We start from the raw sequence: 21,054 nt of genomic DNA, 5'->3' as shown, positions 1-21,054 counted from the left end.
GTTCGGCAATCAGGAAGCAGACAGTCGCGCCTTCTTTTCGCGTCTGCGTTGTACCGATGAGGCAATATTCATCGATTCCCGGTATTTTGCGACCGTTCTTCGCGCAATATCCACACCGTCCTTCTTCAGAGCATCCACGATGGCGTCATCGGAAAGCACCTCGTCAGGCTTTTCGGCATCAATCATCTGGCGGATACGATGGCGCACGCTCTCCGATGAATGCGCATCGCCGCCTTCTGACGACGCAATGGAAGCATTGAAGAAATAACGCAATTCAAACACGCCGCGTGGCGTCGCCATGAACTTGTTCGCGGTCACCCTGCTGATGGTGGATTCATGCATGCCGACCGCATCGGCGACGGTGCGCAGGTTGAGCGGCTTCAAATGGGTCACTCCGTGGCGCAGAAAACCGTCCTGCTGCCGGACTATTTCCTGCGTGACCTTGAGGATGGTGCGCGCGCGCTGGTCAAGGCTGCGCACAAGCCAGCTCGCGGTCTGCATGCAGTCCGAGAGAAACGCCTTTTCCTCCACTTTTACGGAGGCGCTGACCTCGGCATAATATTCATTATTGACGATGAGGCGCGGCATGGCCGCAGCGTTCAGTTCAATAGCCCATCCCCCATCGCGCGATGGCGTCACCAGCACATCCGGCACGATGGCGTCGGCGACAGGGACGTCAAACGACGCGCCCGGCTTTGGATCGAGCATGCGGATTTCAGTCAGCATATCGAGAATATCGGCCTGATCGACACCGCACAGTTTCTTGAGCGCCGCGAAATCACGCCGCGCCAGTAGATCGAGATTATCGATCAATGCTTCCATCGCCGGATCGAACCGATCCTTGAGGCGCAACTGTATCGCCAGGCACTCCCGCAGGTCGCGAGCGAAAAGGCCATGGGGATCAAAGCTTTGCATCATGCCCAGCACGCGCTCGATTTCGGCCGTTTCCACGCCCAGATTCTGGGCGAGACCGACGATATCGACCCGTAGATAGCCGCTCTCATCCAGCGCATCAGCAAGCGCTGTCGCGATGAACCGGTCCATCGTTCCAGAAAAAGTCAGCGCGATCTGTTCCGCCACATGCTCGCCGAGCGAAACCCGGCTTGCCGTCACCTGATCGATGTCATAAGCGCTGGCTGAAACATATCCGTCCGCGACCGACGATTTCCACTGCGCGGCAAGATCAGGCCCGATTTCATCGGATCGCCCCGGATCGTCGGGAAAGATGTTCTCAAGCGAACTGTCGAAGGCAGAAGAAAGTGTCTCCGCATCACCGGAGTCTTCCGTCTTGAACCAGTCGTCCTCCGACGTATGGGACTCTATCTCCCGCTCACCGGCTTCTCCATCGTCGCGCAGGGAATCCGAGCCCGCAAAATCATCATTCGCTGCCTCGATTCGATCCAGCAGCGGATTTTTTTCGATTTCAGCGTCAAGAAATTGTTCCAGCTCTACATGCGTCATCTGCAGCAGTCTTATCGACTGCATCAACTGGGGGGTCATTACCAGCGACTGCGACTGACGGAAATCGAGCTTGGGCGACAAAGCCATGCGACGCGTAATTCTCCCCGGTTTACCCCTGCCGATCTCCACGGACCGCATGTTCAGGCCGAGCAGAATGAAAACTGGTATGAACCTTGCTTGTCAATTCAGAATGCGCGTTTTTCAAGCAAAAGGGAAATTAGTCGCGGCAGAAGCGGGGCGAATCTCGGCACGCACGCCCATTTCGCGCCCGCCAATGATGCTTACAACGGGAGAATCTGGACCGCGGATCTGAGTTCATTCAGATCAATGGCGCGCTAAAGAGTGAACTGATCGCCGAGATAAAGCCTGCGCACATCTGGATTGGCAACGATTTCCGCAGGGCGTCCATGCGTCAGCACCTGACCTGCGTGAATAATATAGGCGCGGTCGATAAGGCCGAGCGTTTCGCGCACATTATGGTCAGTTATCAAAACGCCAATGCCGCGGCTCGTCAGATGGCGGACAAGCTGCTGGATATCCGAAACGGCAATCGGATCGACGCCCGCGAAAGGTTCGTCGAGCAGCATGAAATTCGGACGCGAGGCAAGCGCGCGCGCAATTTCGAGACGGCGACGCTCACCGCCGGAAAGCGAAATGGCGGGCGCCTTGCGCAAATGTGCGATGTGAAACTCTTCCAGAAGCGCATCCAGCTCGGAGGCGCGCTTGGTGCGATCCTTCTCCACCACTTCCAGCACGGCCTTGATATTGTTTTCCACTGAGAGGCCGCGAAAAATGGAGGCTTCCTGCGGCAGATAGCCAATACCGAGACGAGAACGGCGATACATCGGCATCGATGTGACATCAAAACCGTCGATCTCGATGGAGCCGGCATCAGCGGGGACAAGACCGGTCACCATATAGAAACAGGTGGTCTTGCCGGCACCGTTTGGCCCCAGAATACCGACGGCTTCGCCAGCACGCACACCGAACGACACGCCGTTGACGACCTGTCGGCCGCGATAGCTCTTGCAGAGCCCGCGCGCCACGAGCGTGCCTTTAAGACGCGCCGACTTACCCGGCTGGCCGGGCATGGCTCCCGCGACATCAGATGGTACGTTCACATTTTGCGATGCGTCTTGCGACCCGTCATCGGCCTTCTTGTTCCAGAACAATCCCACGCCTGCTCCGGTCAGTTCTGCTTGGGCGCAGCACCGCCCTGCTGTTGATCTTTCGGAGCCATGATGATCGATACACGACCCTTGGACTGCCCCTTGCAGCTCTCGACATTGGCGCGTCCCGTATCGAGATGCGCGGTCAGCTTGCAACCGGTCACGACATTGTCGCCATCGGTCAGCACCACTTTCTGCCCCTGGAGAACCATCACCTGGTTCTTGGCATCATAACGGCCCGTATCGCCGGTCGCGACCTGCGTGCCAGACTTGAGATAGACTTTTCCCGAAATGTCGATGTGATCGATGCTCGACGAATCAAGACCGCCGACGCCCGCACTTGCCGGTTCAGGCGCCTGCGCCTCGCCGTCCTTCTTGGCCTTGTTGTAATAGACCGTCATCTGGCCGGCCTTCAGGAAGGCATCGCCCTGCGAAACGGCAACATTGCCGGTGAAGACGGCAACGCCTTCCTTGTCACGCATTTCCAGCTTGTCGGCATCGATTTTTACGGGCGCCTTGCTGTTGGAAAGCTTCAGGCCGTTCACAGCCGCGCCTTCCTGCGCCAGCGAGGCCGTTGGAGCCGCGACAAGCCCAAGCGCCAGAACCGCAAATCCCATCCGCAAAGTGCGGGCCATCGTACCCTTGTTCATCTTGCCCGTCTCGCGTTCCATATATCACCAGCTCCCCGAAGCACTCGACCATTCCCGGGCCGACATGCGGTCAGACGCAACATTAAGCACTTTGCGTCCAAATGGGAACATTCGGCATCGCAAAATGCGATCAAAAAAGCGGTTTAGAGCTGTAGCATTCCGACAGCATCGGAATCACGCTCTAACAATTTGTTTCGAGCACGTTTCAACCCGAAAACCGGCCTGCAACGTACTCAGGCGCCCGCACAGATATGACTCAGTCCGAACGCTTCGCCTGTCCTCAAATCAGGCTGCCTTCTCAAGGAGCCTTGTTGGGCGAAACAACGCTGCCGTCAACGGTCATCTGAACCTTGTTCTCGAAAATCAGAACCTTGCCGTTGTCCTTGACCTGCATGCTGTTCGCCAGAATATGCGTGCTGCCGCTGCGGATGTCGACGGGCTTGTCGGTCGTGATTTGCCCGCTCTTGAGATTTACGTCCGCAGAATGCATCACTGCACGCAAACCATCATCCGTGGTAACAATAAAGTCCTTATCAAGTTGCAAACGCCCATTGGCATTGTCATAGATACCGGATGTGGCCTCGACCTTGGCCATCCCCTTTTCCCCAACCGGCAATTCGGCAAGGATGCCTTCCAGCGAAATCGCGCCGCTGTTCTTCGCATCCTGCGTCGCCTTGGAAGCGGTCATCGAATACGGACGGTTGTCCTTTGTATATCCGTTGAGATGCGGGCTCGTCATGACAAGCTTGCCGCTTTCGCCGCCATTATTCACTTCCACCTTTATGGGCGTGTTCGGCGTTGCGAGAAATGTATACCATGAGAAGACAGCCGCCACGATAATCGCAGCCACCGGCAGCGCGGTCTTCAGGACACGAACGCGGACGGAATGGCGCTGCGCCGCGTGGAAGAGCGCCTCGGCCTTCTCCGACGCCCCAAAACGCATGCCACCCTTGCCGCGACCTTGGGCGGTCACGTTCTGCGGCGCATGGCTGGGTGTCGTGTCGGCGGTCATGTAGCGTTCAATTCCTCAATGGCTTTTCGTAGAATTCGGTAAGCGGCGCGCCTATCTCGCGCTTTTTCATTTCAATAAGGTTTATTTGGGGTGAAATAGACGGTCGCTCAATAGCTTCATACCGCACAAAACACCGCACCCGCCTCCCAACAGGGCAGCAGGAACGGCTTATGTCTTTGATAATTCATCCCAATTCGCACTTTACCCAATTTGGTAGAATGCTAATCAACTCTTTGATATCACAAAACCTGTCCAATTTACAGCCATGCTTGATGCTGCTCTTTCACGGAACCGAATTGCCGAAGAGACTTGCCGCATGCCGCCATTCGAGGCAAAAGATGGATTGCCGATGCGCGAACAGCGCCACCAACAAACGGATGGACGGGAATGGCTCAAGACGCCGAAGCAATCATCGAACGCCGGAAATTGCGCAGAAAGCTGACCGTCTGGCGCGGTGCGTTCCTTCTCCTGATCGCGGCCCTGATTGCCGTCTTCGCTTCCTGGTCGATGCGCGGCGCGAATTTCAGCCAGCCGCATATCGCCAAGGTTCGCATCGAGGGCACCATCTTCGAGAATGAGGAATTGCTCAAACGCCTCGACAAAATCGCCAGGGACGATGCCGTCAAAGGCGTGATTCTGGTCCTCGATTCGCCCGGGGGAACGACAGTCGGCGGCGAAGCCATTTTTGAAGCCGTGCGAAAGATTGCCGAGAAAAAGCCGGTCGTGACCCAGGTGGGCACGCTCGCCGCCTCCGCCGGCTATATGATTGCCAGCGCATCCGATCACATCATCGCGCGACAGACATCCATCGTCGGCTCCATCGGGGTCCTGTTTCAATATCCGGATGTCTCGAAGCTGCTCGACACGATCGGCGTGAAGGTCGAAACCATCAAGTCCTCGCCGCTCAAGGCGGAGCCCAATTATTTCAGCCCGGCCAGCGAAGAAGCCAAGGGCATGATCAGCAATATGATCATGGATTCCTATGCGTGGTTCGTGGATATTGTCGAAAAGCGCCGTTCTTTCACGCATGAACAGGCACTGGCGCTTGCCAATGGTGCGGTTTTTACCGGACGGCAGGCACTGGACAAAAAGCTGATCGACGGGCTTGGCGGTGAAGAAGAAGCGGTTGCCTGGCTTGCAGGCAAGGGGCTTTCCAAGGATCTGCCCCGCCTCGAATGGAAGCCGGTCAGCAGTGAAACGGGTTTTTCGCTGCGCGATCTGATCATCCATGCCGGTGCGCGCCTTATCGGCGTGCCGCAGGAAGCCGATGGCGTGCTGAAGCAGATTGCCAGGGAGCGCATCTTCCTTGACGGACTTCTTTCGGTTTGGCACGTTGACGGTACGCCTGAAGCGAATTGACGCCATCCGGGCAAATGAACACAATATCCGGCAGATACCGGACGAAACGAACAGAAGAACAGGGGTTTAAAGCCGTGATCAAATCGGAACTCGTTCAGATTATCGCCAGCCGCAATCCGCATCTTTTCCAGCGCGATGTCGAAAACATCGTCGGCGCGGTATTCGACGAGATCACAAACGCCCTTGCAGAAGGCAATCGCGTTGAGCTGCGCGGCTTCGGCGCGTTTTCCGTCAAAAATCGCCCTGCCCGCAGCGGCCGCAATCCGCGTACCGGCGAAACGGTGGACGTGGAAGAAAAGTGGGTTCCTTTCTTCAAGACCGGCAAGGAACTGCGCGACCGTCTCAACGGCGCAGTCTGATAGACGCTATGGCGGCAAAACGCATCATCGCCATCATCGTTCTTGTGCCGCTCGCCGTGGTTCTGATTGCGTTGTCGGTTGCCAATCGCGCGTCGGTGCAATTTACGATCGATCCGTTCAATCCGGGCAATCCTGCGCTATCCTATAATGCGCCGCTGTTCCTTTGGCTGTTCGGAGCGCTTCTCCTTGGCGTCGTCATAGGCTCCCTGGTGACCTGGTTCACGCAGGGCAAGCATCGGCGCAAGGAGCGTATGTACAAGCAGGAGGCGGCTCGCCTGCTTGAACGCAGCACAGCCGCCGAAAAGCGCAATATACCGGTCGTGAATTCCTGAAACGGTCTTTATTCTGGAACCCGGAAGCAAACTTCCGGGTTTTGGAGCGCTGAAATATCCTTTGTGCGCGGTTGAACGTCGTTTTCCCCTTCCACACCGGCGCTGTTTATCCTACCTAGACCCCAATCATGATGATTGGAGTTTCGGGTGAAAGCGCCAAAGGGAAAAGGCAAAAAGCCGTCGGGCGGCAAGCAGGACCGTGGTTTCGAGCGCGCGAGACATGATGCGCCGCGTCCTGAAGGTAAACTTGATCATAAAGGTTCGTCCTTCAAAAAGCCTCGTCCCCAGTTCGCCAAGGCTTCGCCGAAGCCGGCCGATGACAAGCCCGCCGCACCCGTTCGCGAAATCAAGCCCTATGCCGGCGCCCGCCCCGCAGAAAGATTACCGCTTATCCTCGAAACGGAACCGTCACCCGATTATGCGCTTCTCGACAGCGGTAACGGCTTGAAGCTCGAGCAATATGGCCCCTATCGCATCGTCCGCCCGGAAGGTCAGGCTATCTGGCTGCCGAGCCTGCCGCAAAAAGAGTGGGATCAGGCGGATGCCGTCTTCACCGGTAACACCGACGAGGAAGGCATGGGACGCTGGGCCTTCCCGAAAGTGCCGCTCGGGGAAACCTGGCCGATGCAGCATGACGGCATTTCCTTTCATGGCCGGTTCACCTCATTCCGCCATGTCGGCGTATTCCCCGAACAGGCCGCGCACTGGTCATATATGGATGGGCTTATCCGGGACGGCGTAAAGTCCGGTCGCAGCGTGAAAGTGCTCAATCTTTTTGGCTATACGGGCCTCGCCTCGCTGGTGGCGGCACGGGCCGGCGCGGAAGTGACCCATGTGGACGCATCCAAGAAAGCCATCTTATGGGCGCGTGAGAACCAGGAAATGGCCGGGCTTTCCGACAAGCCGATCCGCTGGATTTGCGAAGACGCGATGAAATTCGTGCAGCGCGAGGAGCGGCGCGGCAGCTTCTATGACATCATCCTGCTTGACCCGCCTGCCTATGGGCGCGGCCCGAGCGGCGAGGTCTGGCAATTGTTCGAGCATCTGCCTGCCATGGTCGACACATGCCGGTCGATCCTGACGCCGAAGCCGCTTGCCGTCATCCTGACAGCCTATTCAATCCGCGCATCCTTCTTCGCTATTCACGAGCTGATGCGCGACCGTTTCACCGGCCTTGGCGGTACGGTCGAATCGGGAGAACTTATTTTGCGTGAACGGGCGGCGGGACGCGCACTTTCCACATCCATGTTCAGCCGCTGGGTAGCCAAATGAGCCGTGACGACGATTTTTCCAAAAGCCCCCGCGTGGGTCAGGTCAAGGAAGTTACCAGCCTTACCAATCCCATTGTGAAGGACCTTCGCTCGCTGGCGCTGAAAAAATTCCGTGACCAGCAGAGCGTGTTCCTGGCCGAAGGGCTGAAACTTGTCATCGACGCGCTGGAACAGGATTGGCGCATCAAGACGCTGGTTTTCGCCAAATCCGGCAAGGGCAACAAAATGGTCGAGCAGGTTGCCGCCCGCACATTCGCCAAGGGCGGACTGGTGCTGGAAGTGACCGAAAAGATCATGGCCGCCGTTACGCGGCGTGATAATCCGCAAATGGTGGTCGGTGTCTTCGAGCAGCAATATCGCCCGCTTGCAAGCCTGAAGCCGAGAGGCAACGACGTTTATATCGCGCTCGACCGCGTGCGCGACCCCGGCAATCTGGGCACTGTCATCCGCACCGCCGATGCGGTCGGCGCCAAGGGCGTTATTCTGATCGGCGACACCACCGATCCCTATTCGCTGGAAACCGTGCGCGCCACCATGGGCTCGGTCTTTTCCATGCCGCTCTACAAGGTGAGCGAAGCCGATTTTCTCAGCTGGCGCAAAGGCGTTTCCGGCCTTGTCGTCGGCACTCATCTGAAAGGTGCCGTCGACTATCGCACCATTCCCTATGCCAACAAACCCGTGGTCTTGATGATGGGCAACGAGCAGCAGGGCCTGCCGGACAGTCTTGCCGATACGTGCGACAAGCTAGCCCGCATTCCGCAGGCGGGGCGTGCCGATTCCCTCAATCTCGCCATCGCCACCGGCGTGATGCTCTACGAAATCCGGCGCGACGCGCTCACGCTTGATGAAAGGGCTTAGGGATGAAGCGGCATGCCGTCTGGTCCTCACTTTTTGTCGTCATTCTCACCATACTGATCGATCAGGGCGTCAAGCATCTGGTGGAAACACGGATGGGCTACGGCCAGCAGATCGATCTCCTGCCATTTCTTGCATTGTTCCGCACGCATAATGAAGGCATCGCCTTTTCCATGCTGGCCTGGCTGCACGACTGGGGGCTGGTCGCGATCACGGCCGCAGTTATCCTGTTCGTGCTTTATCTGTGGTGGACCAACGCACCGGACCGCATTTTCGCACGTTACGGTTTTGCGCTTGTTGTCGGCGGTGCCATCGGCAACCTGATCGACCGTGTGATGCATGGCTACGTCGTGGACTATATTCTGTTTCACCTGCCGACATGGTCATTCGCCGTGTTCAATCTCGCCGACACGTTCATAACCATCGGCGCTGGGCTCATCATTCTGGAAGAGTTTCTCGGCTGGCGGCGCGAGCGGGCCCCCCGCTGACGAGGCAGCTTGAACGGTTTCAGCCTTTCGCATAATTTAATCTCGTGAAATTGTAAGCTTTTTGAAGAGGATGCGGTCCAGCCATCTGAATTGACACATTGGTGACATGCTTCTGTCATCCTCGCGTAGCACTGAATCTGTAATGCTTCGGCCAACTGGACGTCGTGTCCACGCAATCTGTCCGAACGCGGATTGAACCGGCTCTTGCTGAAATATCAGTGGGAAAGCCGTTCAGGAATACGTGAATAGACAAATCAGGAGCCATCATCATGACAGTACTGCTTGGAATGGACCAGCAAATCATTGATGATACCGTCATGTCAGGCTTAGAAGCACAACAGGCGCTGTTTGCATCCGGCGGCGATCCCATTGTTCTGGGACGCATCGGATCGCTGGAAGTACGGCTCGCCAATTCACCTGAGGCCGTGGAAGCTGCACAGGAATTGCGCTTTCGTGTCTTCTTCGACGAAATGGGTGCGCGCCGTGAAAGCATCGAGGCTGTGGAGCTTCGTGACGCCGACCGCTTCGACGCTATTTGTGACCATCTGCTGGTTTACGATACCGCGCTGCCCGTGCCGGAACACCAGCAGATTGTCGGCACCTACCGTCTGATGCGCAGCGATCAGGCGGACAAGGCGCTCGGGTTTTACTCCGCCGATGAATATGACGTGCAGCGTCTGGCCCTTTCCCGCCCCAACCTTCGTCTGCTTGAACTGGGCCGCTCCTGCGTGAAAGCGGAATATCGTTCCAAGCGCACCGTCGAGCTCCTATGGCAGGGGGCCTGGGCCTATTGCCGCCGCCACTCCATCGATGTGATGTTCGGCTGTGCCTCGTTCCATGGGGCTGTGCCTGCCGCGCACGCGCTCGGCCTGTCGTTCCTCCATCACAATTGCCGGGCAACGCCGGATTGGGACGTTCGCGCCCTACCGCACCGCTATCAGGCCATGGACCTGATGCCGAAGGAAGCCATCAACAACAAGGTTGCGCTTTTCTCCATGCCGCCGCTGGTGAAGGGATATCTGCGCCTCGGTGCGATGATCGGGGATGGCGCCGTGATCGACGAAGCATTCGGCACCACCGATGTCTTCATCATCCTTCCCATCGAACGCATTTCCAGCCGTTACATTACCTATTACGGCGCGGATGCAAATCGCTTCGTGTAAAGGAAAAGGCGAAGCACCAGCTTCGCCTTTTCACTTTCACGCCCTGCCTGCCAGTTCCTTCAATTTGTAGATCAGGTCCAGCGCTTCGCGCGGGGTCAGTTCGTCTGGGCTGATGGCGGCGACAGCCTTCGCCAGTTCGCTATCCTTGGCCTGAACCTGCGGCTTCGGCTTTTCCTGCTGCAGGACGACGGAGAACAGCGGCAGATCATCGATCAGCTTGTCCGCCTTGCCGGACGTTTCACCAGCTTCGAGCTGATGCAGCACGTCACGCGCACGGTTGACGACCGCTTCCGGCAGCCCGGCCAGACGCGCCACCTGCACGCCGTAGGAACGGTCGGCAGCACCCTTCGCCACTTCGTGTAGGAAGACCACATCATTATCCCATTCCTTGACCCGCATGGTGACATTGGAAAGCCGCTCCAGCTTTTCCGAAAGCGCCGTCATTTCATGGAAGTGCGTGGCAAACAGCGCGCGGCAGCGGTTCTTCTCGTGCAGATATTCGACCGTGGCCCAGGCAATGGAAAGGCCGTCGAAAGTCGCGGTACCGCGCCCGATTTCATCGAGGATCACCAGCGAGCGCTCGCCCGCCTGATTGAGGATCGCCGCCGTTTCCACCATTTCGACCATGAAGGTCGAGCGCCCGCGCGCCAGATCGTCGGAGGCCCCGACGCGGCTGAACAGCCGGTCCACGACGCCTATCCGCGCAGAACCGGCAGGGACGAACGAACCCATCTGCGCGAGGATAGCGATCAGCGCGTTCTGGCGCAGGAAGGTCGACTTACCGCCCATGTTCGGGCCGGTGAGAAGCCAGATCGCGCCGTTGCCGCCATCCTTTTGCGGAGAGAGATCGCAGTCATTGGCAACAAACGGATTGGCTGCCTGCCGCCGCAAAGCCTGCTCAACAACCGGGTGACGACCGGCGACAATGTTGAAGGAGAGGCTGTCATCAACCTGCGGGCGGCAATAGCCCTGCTCCTCTGCCAGCACCGCAAGCGCCGCCGAAACGTCGAAAACCGCGAGCGCCGATGCCGCCGCGCGGATGCTGTCGGCATGGGAGACGGCTTCCGCCGTCAGTTCCTCGAACACGGCAAGCTCGATGGACAAGGCGCGGTCAGCGGCATTGGCGATCTTGCTTTCCAATTCCGCCAGTTCGGTCGTGGTAAAGCGCATGGCATTTGCCATGGTCTGGCGATGGATGAAACGGCCCTTGGCCTCATCCGTATCCGTCATTGCCCCGGCATTGTTGGCCGTCACCTCGATGAAATAGCCAAGCACATTGTTGTGCTTGATCTTCAACGACTTGATGCCGGTCTCTTCGATATAGTCGGCTTGCAGTCCGGCGATCACCCGGCGTGACTGGTCGCGCAAGGCCCGCATTTCATCGAGTTCGGCATTATAGCCTGCGCGCACGAAACCGCCGTCACGTTTCAGGAGCGGCAATTCATCAGCCAAAGCCCGGTCGAGATGCGCCGTAAAAATGGCAGGCATGGCGCTGACCGCATCGCGGGCATGGGCCAGCTCGTCGGGCAACAAAGCGCCTTCCAGCAAGCTTGCAATGGTGTGCGCAGCCTCAAAGCCGCGCGCAAGCGCACCCAGATCGCGCGGCCCGCCGCGCCCAACCGCAAGGCGCGAGAGCGCGCGCGGCATATCCGGCACGCCTTTCAGTTCGGCCCTCATGGCTTCGCACAGGCCCGGTTCGCTCAGGAACCAGGAAACGGAATCGAGCCGCAACGCGATTTCCTTCGGATTGGTGAGCGGCGCGGTCAGGCGCTCGGCGAGAAGCCGCGCGCCGCCTCCGGTCACGGTGCGGTCAATGGACTTGAGCAGGCTGCCGTCGCGATTCCCCGACATGGTGCGCACCAGTTCCAGGCTGGCGCGCGTAGCCGGATCGATGAAAATCGTACCGCCCTCATGCTCGCGCTCGGGCCGCATCAGTGGCGGGCGCTCGGAAATCTGGGTCTTTTCGATATAGGCAATCGCGCCGGAAATCGCCGACAGCTCGGAGCGGCTGAACTGGCCGAAACCATCGAGCGTCGCAACGTTGAAATAACGCTGGATGCGCGCTTCCGCGGCGGCACTATCGAAGAGGGTTGCCGGTTGCGGCGTCACCGCCTTGCCCACCAGATCGAAGACGGGGCGCAATTCCTCATCGTGGAAGGCGCTGTCGGCCACCACCAGTTCACGCGGGTCCACCCGCATTACATCGGCGAAAAGCCGGTCCGGCGTGGTTTCCGCCACGCGAAAAGTTCCCGTCGAAATATCGATCCAGGCGAGCGCCAGCGCACCGTCGCCGCGCGTGCGCCCCATGGCCATCAGGAAATTGGCTTCGGATGGGTCCAGCAGCTTTTCTTCTGTCAGCGTTCCGGGCGTGACGAGACGGATCACGTCGCGCTTCACCACGGATTTGGAGCCGCGCTTCTTCGCCTCCGCCGGATCTTCCACCTGTTCGCAGACCGCGACGCGGTAGCCTTTGGCGATCAGCTTTTGCAGATAATCGTCGGCGGCATGGACCGGCACGCCGCACATGGGAATATCCTCGCCCAGATGCTTGCCGCGCTTGGTAAGCGTGATGCCCAGCGCCGCAGATGCCTCCACCGCGTCATCGAAGAACAGCTCGTAGAAATCGCCCATGCGATAGAAGAGCAGCGAATCGACATTCGCCGCCTTGATCTCGATATATTGCTCCATCATGGGCGTCAGGCGAACGGGCGCTGCCTCGGCGGTGTTTTCTTCCGCTTCCAACATATTTTCGCTCGCCGTCGCTTCCATCGGTAAACCTTCATTTATTGCCTGGCAAACGATGCCAAAGTCATAAAATTTCGTATTCCATCGTTTTTGGATGAATATCTATTCCCGTAAGCGCTGTTTACACAATGCGTGACTGGCGCTATCGAGGTTCTCCCGCAGATGAAACCGGAGGGAACATGCCAGCCTCGACGCCGAAGGGCAACACATCAGAACGCGCACCCACAGCCAGTGAGAAGGAAGCGCTCGACTTTCACGCGCAGGGTCGCCCGGGCAAGCTGGAGATCAACCCCACCAAGCCCATGACGACGCAGCGCGATCTGTCGCTGGCCTATTCGCCGGGCGTTGCCGTGCCGGTGAAGGCAATTGCGGAAGACGCCGCCCGCGCCTATGATTACACGGCCAAGGGCAATCTGGTCGCCGTCATCTCGAACGGCACCGCCATTCTGGGCCTCGGCAATCTGGGCGCGCTCGCATCCAAGCCGGTCATGGAAGGCAAGGCCGTGCTGTTCAAGCGCTTTGCCGATGTCGACTCAATCGATCTTGAAGTCGATACCACCGATATCGACGCCTTCATCAATGCGGTGCGCTATCTCGGCCCATCGTTTGGCGGCATCAATCTGGAAGATATCAAGGCGCCCGACTGCTTCATCATCGAACAGCGCCTGCGCGAATTGATGGACATTCCGGTTTTCCACGATGACCAGCACGGAACGGCAATCATCGCCGCCGCGGGCCTCATCAATGCGCTGCACCTGACCGGTCGCGACATGAAGACGACGAAGCTCGTCTGCAATGGCGCGGGTTCGGCGGGCATCGCCTGTATCGAGCTTATCAAGGCGATGGGTTTTGCCCCGGAAAACGTCATCCTGTGCGACACCAAGGGGGTCGTCTATCAGGGCCGCGAAGAGGGCATGAACCAGTGGAAATCGGCGCACGCGGTGAAGACCGACAAGCGATCGCTCGCAGATGCCATGAATGGCGCGGATGTCGTGTTCGGCCTTTCGGCCAAGGGCGCCTTCACGGAAGACATGGTGCGCTCCATGGCGCCGAACCCGATCATCTTCGCCATGGCCAATCCGGACCCGGAAGTGACGCCGGAAGAAGTGGCGCGCATCCGTGACGACGCCATCGTTGCTACCGGCCGTTCGGATTATCCGAACCAGGTCAACAATGTGCTTGGCTTCCCCTACATCTTCCGCGGCGCGCTCGACGTGCGCGCGACGACCATCAACGACGCGATGAAAATCGCCGCCGTCAACGCGCTGGCCGAACTTGCCCGTGAGGACGTGCCGGACGATGTGGTTGCCGCCTATCAGGGGAGCCGCCCGCGCTTCGGCCCGAACTACATCATTCCGGTGCCGTTCGATCCGCGCCTGCTTGCATCCGTCTCGGCTGCCGTTGCCAAGGCTGCGATGGAAACCGGCGTTGCCGGACGCGCAATCGCCGACATTGAAGGCTACAAGCGCGAACTGTCGGCGCGCCGCGATCCGATCGCCTCGACCCTTCGCGGCATCTACGAGCGCGTGCGCCGCCAGCCGAAGCGCATCGTCTTCGCCGAAGGCGAAGAAGAACAGGTGATGCGTGCGGCCGTTTCCTACGTCAATCAGGGTCTCGGCACCGCTATCCTCGTAGGACGCGAGGAACGGGTGCAGGACACGGCCAAGGCTGCCGGTCTTGATCTCGACCGCCCCGGCATTGAAATCATCAATGCGCGCCTGTCGAGCCGCAATGCCGCCTATGCCGACTATCTCTACGAGAAACTTCAGCGCAAGGGCTATCTGACGCGCGATTGCCACCGCCTCATCAACAATGACCGCAATCATTTTGCGGCCTGCATGGTGGCGCTTGGCGATGCCGATGGCATGGTGACGGGCGTGACCCGCAATTATGCGACGGGTCTGGACGACGTGCGCCGCGTGATCGATTCCAAGCCCGGCCACCGCGTGGTTGGCGTTTCCATCGCGCTTTGCCGCGGGCGCACCGTGTTCATCGCCGATACCGCCGTCCATGAAATGCCGACCGCAGCCGAGCTTGCCGATATTGCGGTCGAGGCTGCGGGCATGGCGCGCCGCATGGGTTATGTGCCGCGCGTGGCGCTAACCGCCTTCTCGACTTTCGGCCATATGGGCGGTGAACGCTCCGCCCGTATCCAGGAAGCCGTCCGCATTCTGGCGACACGCCATGTCGATTTCGAATTTGACGGCGAAATGAGTGCCGATGTGGCGCTGAACCCGAAGCTGATGGAACAATATCCGTTCATCCGCCTGTCGGGTCCGGCCAATGTGATCGTCACGCCTGATAATCACTCGGCCTCGATCGCAGCCGACATGCTGCAGGAACTGGGCGGCGCGACGATCATCGGCCCACTGCTCGTCGGCCTCGACAAGCCCGCGCAGATCGTCACCATCGGTGCGAAGGATTCCGACATCGTCAACATGGCGGCAATCACCGCCTATAACGCGACGAACTGAAAAATCAGCAAATAGCGATGCAAAGGCCGGGGAAACCCGGCCTTTGCTTTTGGATATTCATCGTCAATAAAAGCGGCTATAGGATAGGTTGCCCGCTGTCCTTTCTCCGCAAACCGGATCTACATGCCGCATGAGCTCACACGACCTTAAGCTGGAAGAGATCGTCAATCCCGAAACGCTGCGCCGCAAGCTCAACGAACTGGCGGATTCCACGGACGAAAACTATACCAGCCCGACCGTGCGCAAAGTGGTGCTTCAGGCCCTGAAGGATGCTCTGGTGCGCGGGCGCGCCCATGCGGAGGGCATGTTGATGAAAGATGGCGGCGGCACGCTCTGCGCCAAACGCCTTTCTTTCCTTATGGACACGCTGATCGAGGCGCTGTTCGAATTCGCCACCACCAAGGCCTATCCAATGGTCAATCCGTCGAAGGCGGAAAACATGGCCATCGTCGCAGTCGGCGGATACGGACGCGGCGGATTGGCACCGGGATCGGATATCGATCTCCTGTTTCTGCTGCCCTACAAGCAGACCCCTTGGGGCGAGCAGGTGGTCGAATACATGCTCTATATGCTGTGGGACATGGGGCTTAAAGTCGGCCATTCCACGCGCAATATCGACGAGTGCATTCGCCTGTCGCGCGAAGACATGACGATCCGCACGGCAATTCTCGATGCCCGGTTTCTTACCGGCAATCGCGAGCTTTTCAAGACGCTTGTCGCCCGCTTCGATGACGAAATCGTCAAGGATACCGGCCCGGAATTCATTCAGGCCAAGCTTGCCGAGCGCGACCAGCGCCACCGCAAGGCCGGCGAAACCCGCTATCTGGTCGAGCCGAACGTCAAGGAAGGCAAGGGCGGGCAGCGCGATCTGCACACGCTGTTCTGGATCACCAAGTATTTTTACCGCGTCAAAACGAAAGAAGAGCTGGTCAAGCTCGGTGTTTTGTCGCGGGCCGAGCTGAAGCTGTTCAACAAGGCCGAGGATTTTCTCTGGGCAGTGCGGTGCCACATGCACTTCGCGACGCTGAAGGCAGAAGAGCGGCTCTCCTTCGACATCCAGCCGGAAATTGCGGAGCGCCTTGGCTATACGGCGCATCCCGGCCAGAACTATGTCGAACGCTTCATGAAGCATTACTTTCTCGTGGCGAAGGATGTGGGCGACCTCACCCGCATCATCTGTGCCGCGCTGGAGGAACAGCAGGCCAAGCATGTGCCGGGCTTCAACCGCATTTTCCTCACCTTCTCGCGACGCAAGCGCAAGCTTTCCGCAGACGGCGATTTCGTTTCGGAAAATCACCGCATCAACATCGCGCGGCCGGAGGTTTTCAAGGAAGATCCGGTCAATATCATCCGCCTCTTCCATCTGGCGGACAAGCACGGGCTGGAATTTCATCCCGAAGCCATGCAGAGCCTCACCCGCTCGCTGAAGCTCATCAATGCCGACCTGCGTGAAAATCCCGAAGCTAACAGGCTTTTTCTCGAGATTTTGACTTCGCCACGCAATCCCGAACTCATTTTGCGCCGCATGAACGAATCCGGCGTGCTTGGGAAATTCATTCCGGATTTCGGCAAGATCGTCTCGATGATGCAGTTCAACATGTATCACCATTACACCGTGGACGAGCATCTGTTGCGTTGTATCGCCGTGCTGTCGGAAATCGAGCATGGCGAGCTTGAAAACGAACATCCGCTTTCAAACCACCTCATCACCACCGTCAAGCGTGACCGCAACCTGCTTTATGTGGCGCTGCTCCTGCACGATATCGCCAAGGGACGCCCGGAGGACCACTCGGTTGCCGGTGCGCGCATTGCCCGCAAGCTGGGGCCCCGCTTCGGTCTTAGCCCCGCCGAAACCGAAACCGTCGAATGGCTTGTGCGTGAACATTTGACCATGAGCATGGTGGCGCAATCGCGCGACCTCAATGATCGCAAGACCATTATCGATTTCGCCGATACCGTGCAGACGATGGAGCGGTTGAAGCTTCTCCTGATCCTGACCGTCTGCGACATCAAGGCGGTGGGACCCGGTGTATGGAACGGCTGGAAGGGTCAACTTCTGCGCACGCTCTTCTACGAAACGGAACTGGTTCTGACCGGCGGCTTTTCGGAACTGTCCCGCGCCGACCGTGACTATCAGGCGCGAGAGGCGCTGGCAGAACGGCTTTCGGACTGGCCGAAGGACAAGCGCGATGCCTATCTGGCCCTCCACTACACCAACTATTTCCTGACCGTCAGCCTTGAGGATCAGGTCCGGCACGCCCATTTCATCCGCGAAGCCGACCGCAACGAGCGAGCGCTGGCCACCATGGCGAAACCGCACAGTTTCGAGGCCGTGACTGAAATTACCGTGCTTGCGCCAGACCATCCGCGCTTGTTGTCGATCATCACCGGCGCCTGCGCGGCGGCGGGCGCCAACATTGTCGACGCGCAGATTTTCACGACCGGCGATGGACGGGCGCTGGACACTATTCTCATCAGCCGCGAATTCGATACCGATGATGACGAGCGCCGCCGTGCTGAACGCGTCGGCAAGGTCATTGAGGATGTCCTGTCCGGCAAGGCGCATCTGCCCGACGTGCTGGCCAAGCGCACCAAGCCGAAAAAGGCCGCAAAGGCTTTCAAGGTGGAGCCGCGCGTCGAGATCAACAACACGCTCTCCAACAAGTTCACCGTCATCGAGGTGGAAGGACTCGACCGACCCGGCCTGCTTTCGGAACTGACCGGCCTTATTTCCGACCTTTCACTGGATATTGCATCCGCTCATATCACCACGTTTGGCGAGAAGGTGATTGACAGTTTTTACGTAACCGACCTAGTGGGCCACAAGATTTCAAACGCCACCCGCCAGGGCAATATCAGGCGCAAGCTGCTTGGTGTTCTTAGCGGAGAAAACGGCAGCAAGTCACAAGGCCGCTCGTCGCAGGCCGCAGCATAGGTTTTTCAGTTATATGAGTTTGGTCAAAAAGTTCGCCACGGTCGCGTCCGGCACGCTGATGAGCCGCATTTTCGGCTTCACGCGCGAGATGTTCATGGCGGCGGCACTTGGCACCGGCCCGGTAGCCGATGCCTTCAATGCCGCCTTCCGCTTTCCGAACACCTTTCGTCGTCTCTTTGCCGAAGGCGCGTTCAATTCCGCCTTCGTGCCGCTTTTTGCCAAGGAGATCGAAAAAAACGGCATGGACGGCGCACGCCGTTTTTCCGAAGAAGTGTTTGGCGTGCTCTTCACCGTGCTTCTGTTCCTGACCATTGCGATGGAACTTTCGATGCCCTTCATCGTGCGCACGGTCATTGCGCCGGGCTTCACCGATGATCCGGTAAAATTCGACAATACGGTGCGTCTCGCCGTCATCATGTTCCCCTATCTCGCCTGCATGTCGCTTGCCGCGATGATGGGTGGAATGCTCAATTCGCTGCACCGCTATTTCGCTGCGGCCATTGCACCGGTGTTTCTCAACATCATCCTGATTGGTGTCCTGGCCGTGGCCTGGTGGCGTGGCTATGATGCGTTGGCCGTTGGCTACGGCCTTTCCTGGGGCGTCATGGCTGCGGGCCTGGTGCAGCTTGCCATCGTCTGGATCGCCGTGCGCAATGCAGGCATCAAGATCGGCTTCCGCCGCCCGCGCCTTACACCCAATGTCAGGCGGCTTCTGGTGCTGGCGCTTCCGGCGGCAATCACCGGCGGGATCACGCAGATCAACCTGCTCATCAACACCAATATCGCATCCGGCATGGAAGGCGCGGTTTCCTCGCTCGTTTATGCGGACCGCATCTATCAGCTTCCACTCGGTGTCGTCGGCATCGCCGTGGCGACCGTGCTTCTGCCGGAACTGTCGCGTGCGCTGCGCGGCGGTCACATGAAGGAAGCGTCGAACCTCCAGAACCGCTCGGTCGAGTTCACATTGTTTCTGACGCTGCCTGCCGCCGCCGCCCTTCTCGTCATGTCGGAGCCAATCGTGCGGCTCCTGTTCGAACGGGGCAAGTTCAGCCCCGATTCAACGCTGGTCGTCTCCAATATCCTGGCGATCTATGGTCTCGGTCTTCCTGCTTTTGTGCTGATCAAGGCGTTCATTCCGGGCTTCTTTGCCCGTGAAGACACCCGCACGCCGATGATCTTCGCCGCAATTTCAGTAGCAGTAAACGTCTCGCTTGCCATCACGCTTTTCCCGCATTTTGGACCGACCGGCATTGCCACGGCTGAAATCGTCGCGGGCTGGGTCAACGCCGTATTGCTTTTCGCGACACTGGTGAAGCGCGGCCATTGGGGGCAGGATATTCCACTCCTCACCCGCATCCCGCGTCTTCTTGCGGCTGCCGCGATCATGGCCATCGGCATCCATCTTGCCATTGGCTACTTTGCCCAGGAGCTTTCCTCGGCAGCGCCGCTTGTTGTACGGGCGGGAACCGTGACCGCAATCGTGGTCGCCGCAATGGTGATTTATTTCGGTTTTGCCTTCGGTCTTGGCGGGGCCAATACCGGCATGATCCGCCGCAACATCAGGCGCGGCGCAGCAAAAAAAGTCCCTGAAAGCGAGCAATAATTCAAGCTTGAAAGGCGGCTGCGTCTCTGCGAAAAGACCAGCATTCAAATCCCCGCTCTCCACCGGCGGGGCTAACTTTTTTAGGAAACGATCATGAGCACGTTCAAACCGCTTGTTTTCTCCGGCGTCCAGCCGACCGGAAACCTTCACCTCGGCAATTACCTCGGGGCGATCAAGCGGTGGGTGGACATGCAGGACACCAATGACTGCATTTATTGCGTCGTGGACATGCACGCCCTGACCGTCTCGCCCGATCCGGCTGAACTGATTCAGTCGACCCGTGAAGTCACGGCAGCTTTCCTCGCCGCCGGCATCGATCCCCAGAAGAGCATCGTCTTCAACCAGAGCCGCGTCATGCAGCATGCGGAACTTGCATGGGTGTTCAACTGCGTCGCGCGCATCGGCTGGATGAGCCGCATGACCCAGTTCAAGGACAAGGCAGGCAAGGATCGCGAAAATGCTTCGCTCGGGCTGTTCGCCTATCCGAGCCTGATGGCCGCCGACATCCTGCTTTATCGCGCCACCGCAGTACCGGTCGGCGAGGACCAGAAGCAGCATCTGGAACTGACCCGCGATATCGCCCAGAAGTTCAACAATGACTATTCCGACCGTATCGCCTCGCTCGGCATCGGTGTGGATATGCAGGTTGGTGACGAGCAGGTATCGGGCTTCTTCCCGATCACCGAGCCGGTTATTTCCGGCCCGGCCATGCGGATCATGTCATTGCGCGACGGTACCAAGAAGATGTCGAAGTCCGATCCGTCGGACCTGTCGCGCATCAATCTGATCGATGATGAAGAGACCATCACCAAGAAAATCCGCAAGGCAAAGACCGACTCCGACGGCCTGCCCACGGAACTCGATGGCCTTGCCGGTCGTCCGGAAGCCGATAATCTGGTTGGCATCTATGCAGCGCTTTCCTCCCAGTCGAAGGAAGATGTGCTGAAGGAATTCGGCGGACGCCAGTTCTCCGAATTCAAGGCATCGCTTGCCGAACTGGCGGTCGCCAAGCTTTCGCCGATCACCCATGAGATGCGCCGGCTGGTGGCCGATCCGGCTTACATCGACAGCGTTCTGCGCGAGGGCGGCGAGCGGGCTGGCGTGATCGCCGAACAGACCATGCGCCATGTCCGCGACATCGTCGGCTGGTTGCAGAACTGATTTTCTCGTTCAGCAGG

The 21,054-nt window shown here is 58.7% G+C and carries 16 protein-coding genes; 11 read left to right on the top strand and 5 right to left on the bottom strand.

What is annotated here, in order from left to right; genetic code table 11:
* Positions 1-9 precede the first annotated feature (9 nt).
* The 4 genes from rpoN to lptC form a co-directional block, all read right to left on the bottom strand.
* Positions 10-1,548, bottom strand: a complete 1,539-nt coding sequence (rpoN, locus tag F9K78_RS11700) for an RNA polymerase factor sigma-54 (RefSeq protein WP_121985742.1) — start codon at positions 1,546-1,548, stop codon at positions 10-12.
* A gap of 248 nt (positions 1,549-1,796) precedes the next feature.
* Entirely contained in the window at positions 1,797-2,639 is an 843-nt protein-coding gene (gene lptB / locus F9K78_RS11695) for an LPS export ABC transporter ATP-binding protein (protein ID WP_121980725.1), read from the bottom strand.
* A gap of 11 nt (positions 2,640-2,650) precedes the next feature.
* Positions 2,651-3,301, bottom strand: coding sequence for an LptA/OstA family protein (locus F9K78_RS11690; RefSeq protein WP_151682220.1), 651 nt, complete (start codon positions 3,299-3,301; stop codon positions 2,651-2,653).
* A gap of 277 nt (positions 3,302-3,578) precedes the next feature.
* Positions 3,579-4,292: an LPS export ABC transporter periplasmic protein LptC gene (lptC, locus tag F9K78_RS11685; RefSeq protein ID WP_121985743.1), complete on the bottom strand. Its 714-nt coding sequence runs from the start codon at positions 4,290-4,292 to the stop codon at positions 3,579-3,581.
* 387 nt (positions 4,293-4,679) lie between these two features.
* On the opposite strand from lptC, the gene sppA reads away from it, so the two are divergent.
* The 7 genes from sppA (at position 4,680) to olsB (ending at position 10,119) form a co-directional block, all read left to right on the top strand.
* Complete coding sequence (gene sppA / locus F9K78_RS11680; protein ID WP_121985744.1) at positions 4,680-5,651, top strand: signal peptide peptidase SppA; 972 nt, start codon at positions 4,680-4,682, stop codon at positions 5,649-5,651.
* Positions 5,652-5,725: 74 nt separating this feature from the next.
* Positions 5,726-6,010 (top strand): integration host factor subunit beta, encoded by a 285-nt coding sequence (locus F9K78_RS11675; protein WP_004687882.1) that lies wholly within the window; start codon positions 5,726-5,728, stop codon positions 6,008-6,010.
* Positions 6,011-6,018: 8 nt separating this feature from the next.
* Complete coding sequence (locus tag F9K78_RS11670) at positions 6,019-6,342, top strand: lipopolysaccharide assembly protein LapA domain-containing protein (RefSeq protein ID WP_114214293.1); 324 nt, start codon at positions 6,019-6,021, stop codon at positions 6,340-6,342.
* A 147-nt stretch (positions 6,343-6,489) separates the two neighbouring features.
* Positions 6,490-7,614, top strand: coding sequence for a class I SAM-dependent rRNA methyltransferase (locus tag F9K78_RS11665; RefSeq protein WP_121985745.1), 1,125 nt, complete (start codon positions 6,490-6,492; stop codon positions 7,612-7,614).
* Entirely contained in the window at positions 7,611-8,471 is an 861-nt protein-coding gene (locus F9K78_RS11660) for a TrmH family RNA methyltransferase (protein WP_151682219.1), read from the top strand. Before F9K78_RS11665 ends, F9K78_RS11660 begins: the two co-directional genes overlap by 4 nt.
* A 2-nt stretch (positions 8,472-8,473) precedes the next feature.
* A complete protein-coding gene (gene lspA, locus F9K78_RS11655; RefSeq protein ID WP_121985747.1) occupies positions 8,474-8,956 on the top strand; it encodes a signal peptidase II in 483 nt (160 codons plus the stop codon).
* A 269-nt stretch (positions 8,957-9,225) separates the two neighbouring features.
* Entirely contained in the window at positions 9,226-10,119 is an 894-nt protein-coding gene (olsB, locus tag F9K78_RS11650; protein WP_162929742.1) for a l-ornithine N(alpha)-acyltransferase, read from the top strand.
* 36 nt (positions 10,120-10,155) lie between these two features.
* Here the strand turns inward: olsB and mutS are convergent, their stop codons facing one another.
* The gene (mutS, locus tag F9K78_RS11645; protein WP_121985748.1) at positions 10,156-12,888 is read right to left on the bottom strand and encodes a DNA mismatch repair protein MutS; all 2,733 of its coding nucleotides are present in this window, start codon (positions 12,886-12,888) and stop codon (positions 10,156-10,158) included.
* Positions 12,889-13,043: 155 nt separating this feature from the next.
* On the opposite strand from mutS, the gene F9K78_RS11640 reads away from it, so the two are divergent.
* From F9K78_RS11640 to trpS, 4 genes are all read left to right on the top strand, one after another.
* Positions 13,044-15,338: an NADP-dependent malic enzyme gene (locus F9K78_RS11640; RefSeq protein ID WP_121980718.1), complete on the top strand. Its 2,295-nt coding sequence runs from the start codon at positions 13,044-13,046 to the stop codon at positions 15,336-15,338.
* 130 nt (positions 15,339-15,468) lie between these two features.
* Positions 15,469-18,273, top strand: a complete 2,805-nt coding sequence (locus tag F9K78_RS11635) for a [protein-PII] uridylyltransferase (protein WP_121985749.1) — start codon at positions 15,469-15,471, stop codon at positions 18,271-18,273.
* A gap of 13 nt (positions 18,274-18,286) precedes the next feature.
* A complete protein-coding gene (gene murJ / locus F9K78_RS11630) occupies positions 18,287-19,876 on the top strand; it encodes a murein biosynthesis integral membrane protein MurJ (protein WP_121985750.1) in 1,590 nt (529 codons plus the stop codon).
* A gap of 93 nt (positions 19,877-19,969) precedes the next feature.
* Complete coding sequence (gene trpS, locus F9K78_RS11625) at positions 19,970-21,037, top strand: tryptophan--tRNA ligase (protein ID WP_122066360.1); 1,068 nt, start codon at positions 19,970-19,972, stop codon at positions 21,035-21,037.
* Positions 21,038-21,054: the final 17 nt, after the last annotated feature.

Source organism: Brucella pseudintermedia, assembly GCF_008932435.1.
Lineage (GTDB): Bacteria > Pseudomonadota > Alphaproteobacteria > Rhizobiales > Rhizobiaceae > Brucella > Brucella pseudintermedia.
Note: the sequence above shows the minus strand (reverse complement) of the source record. Positions and strands in the feature narration are given on the sequence as shown.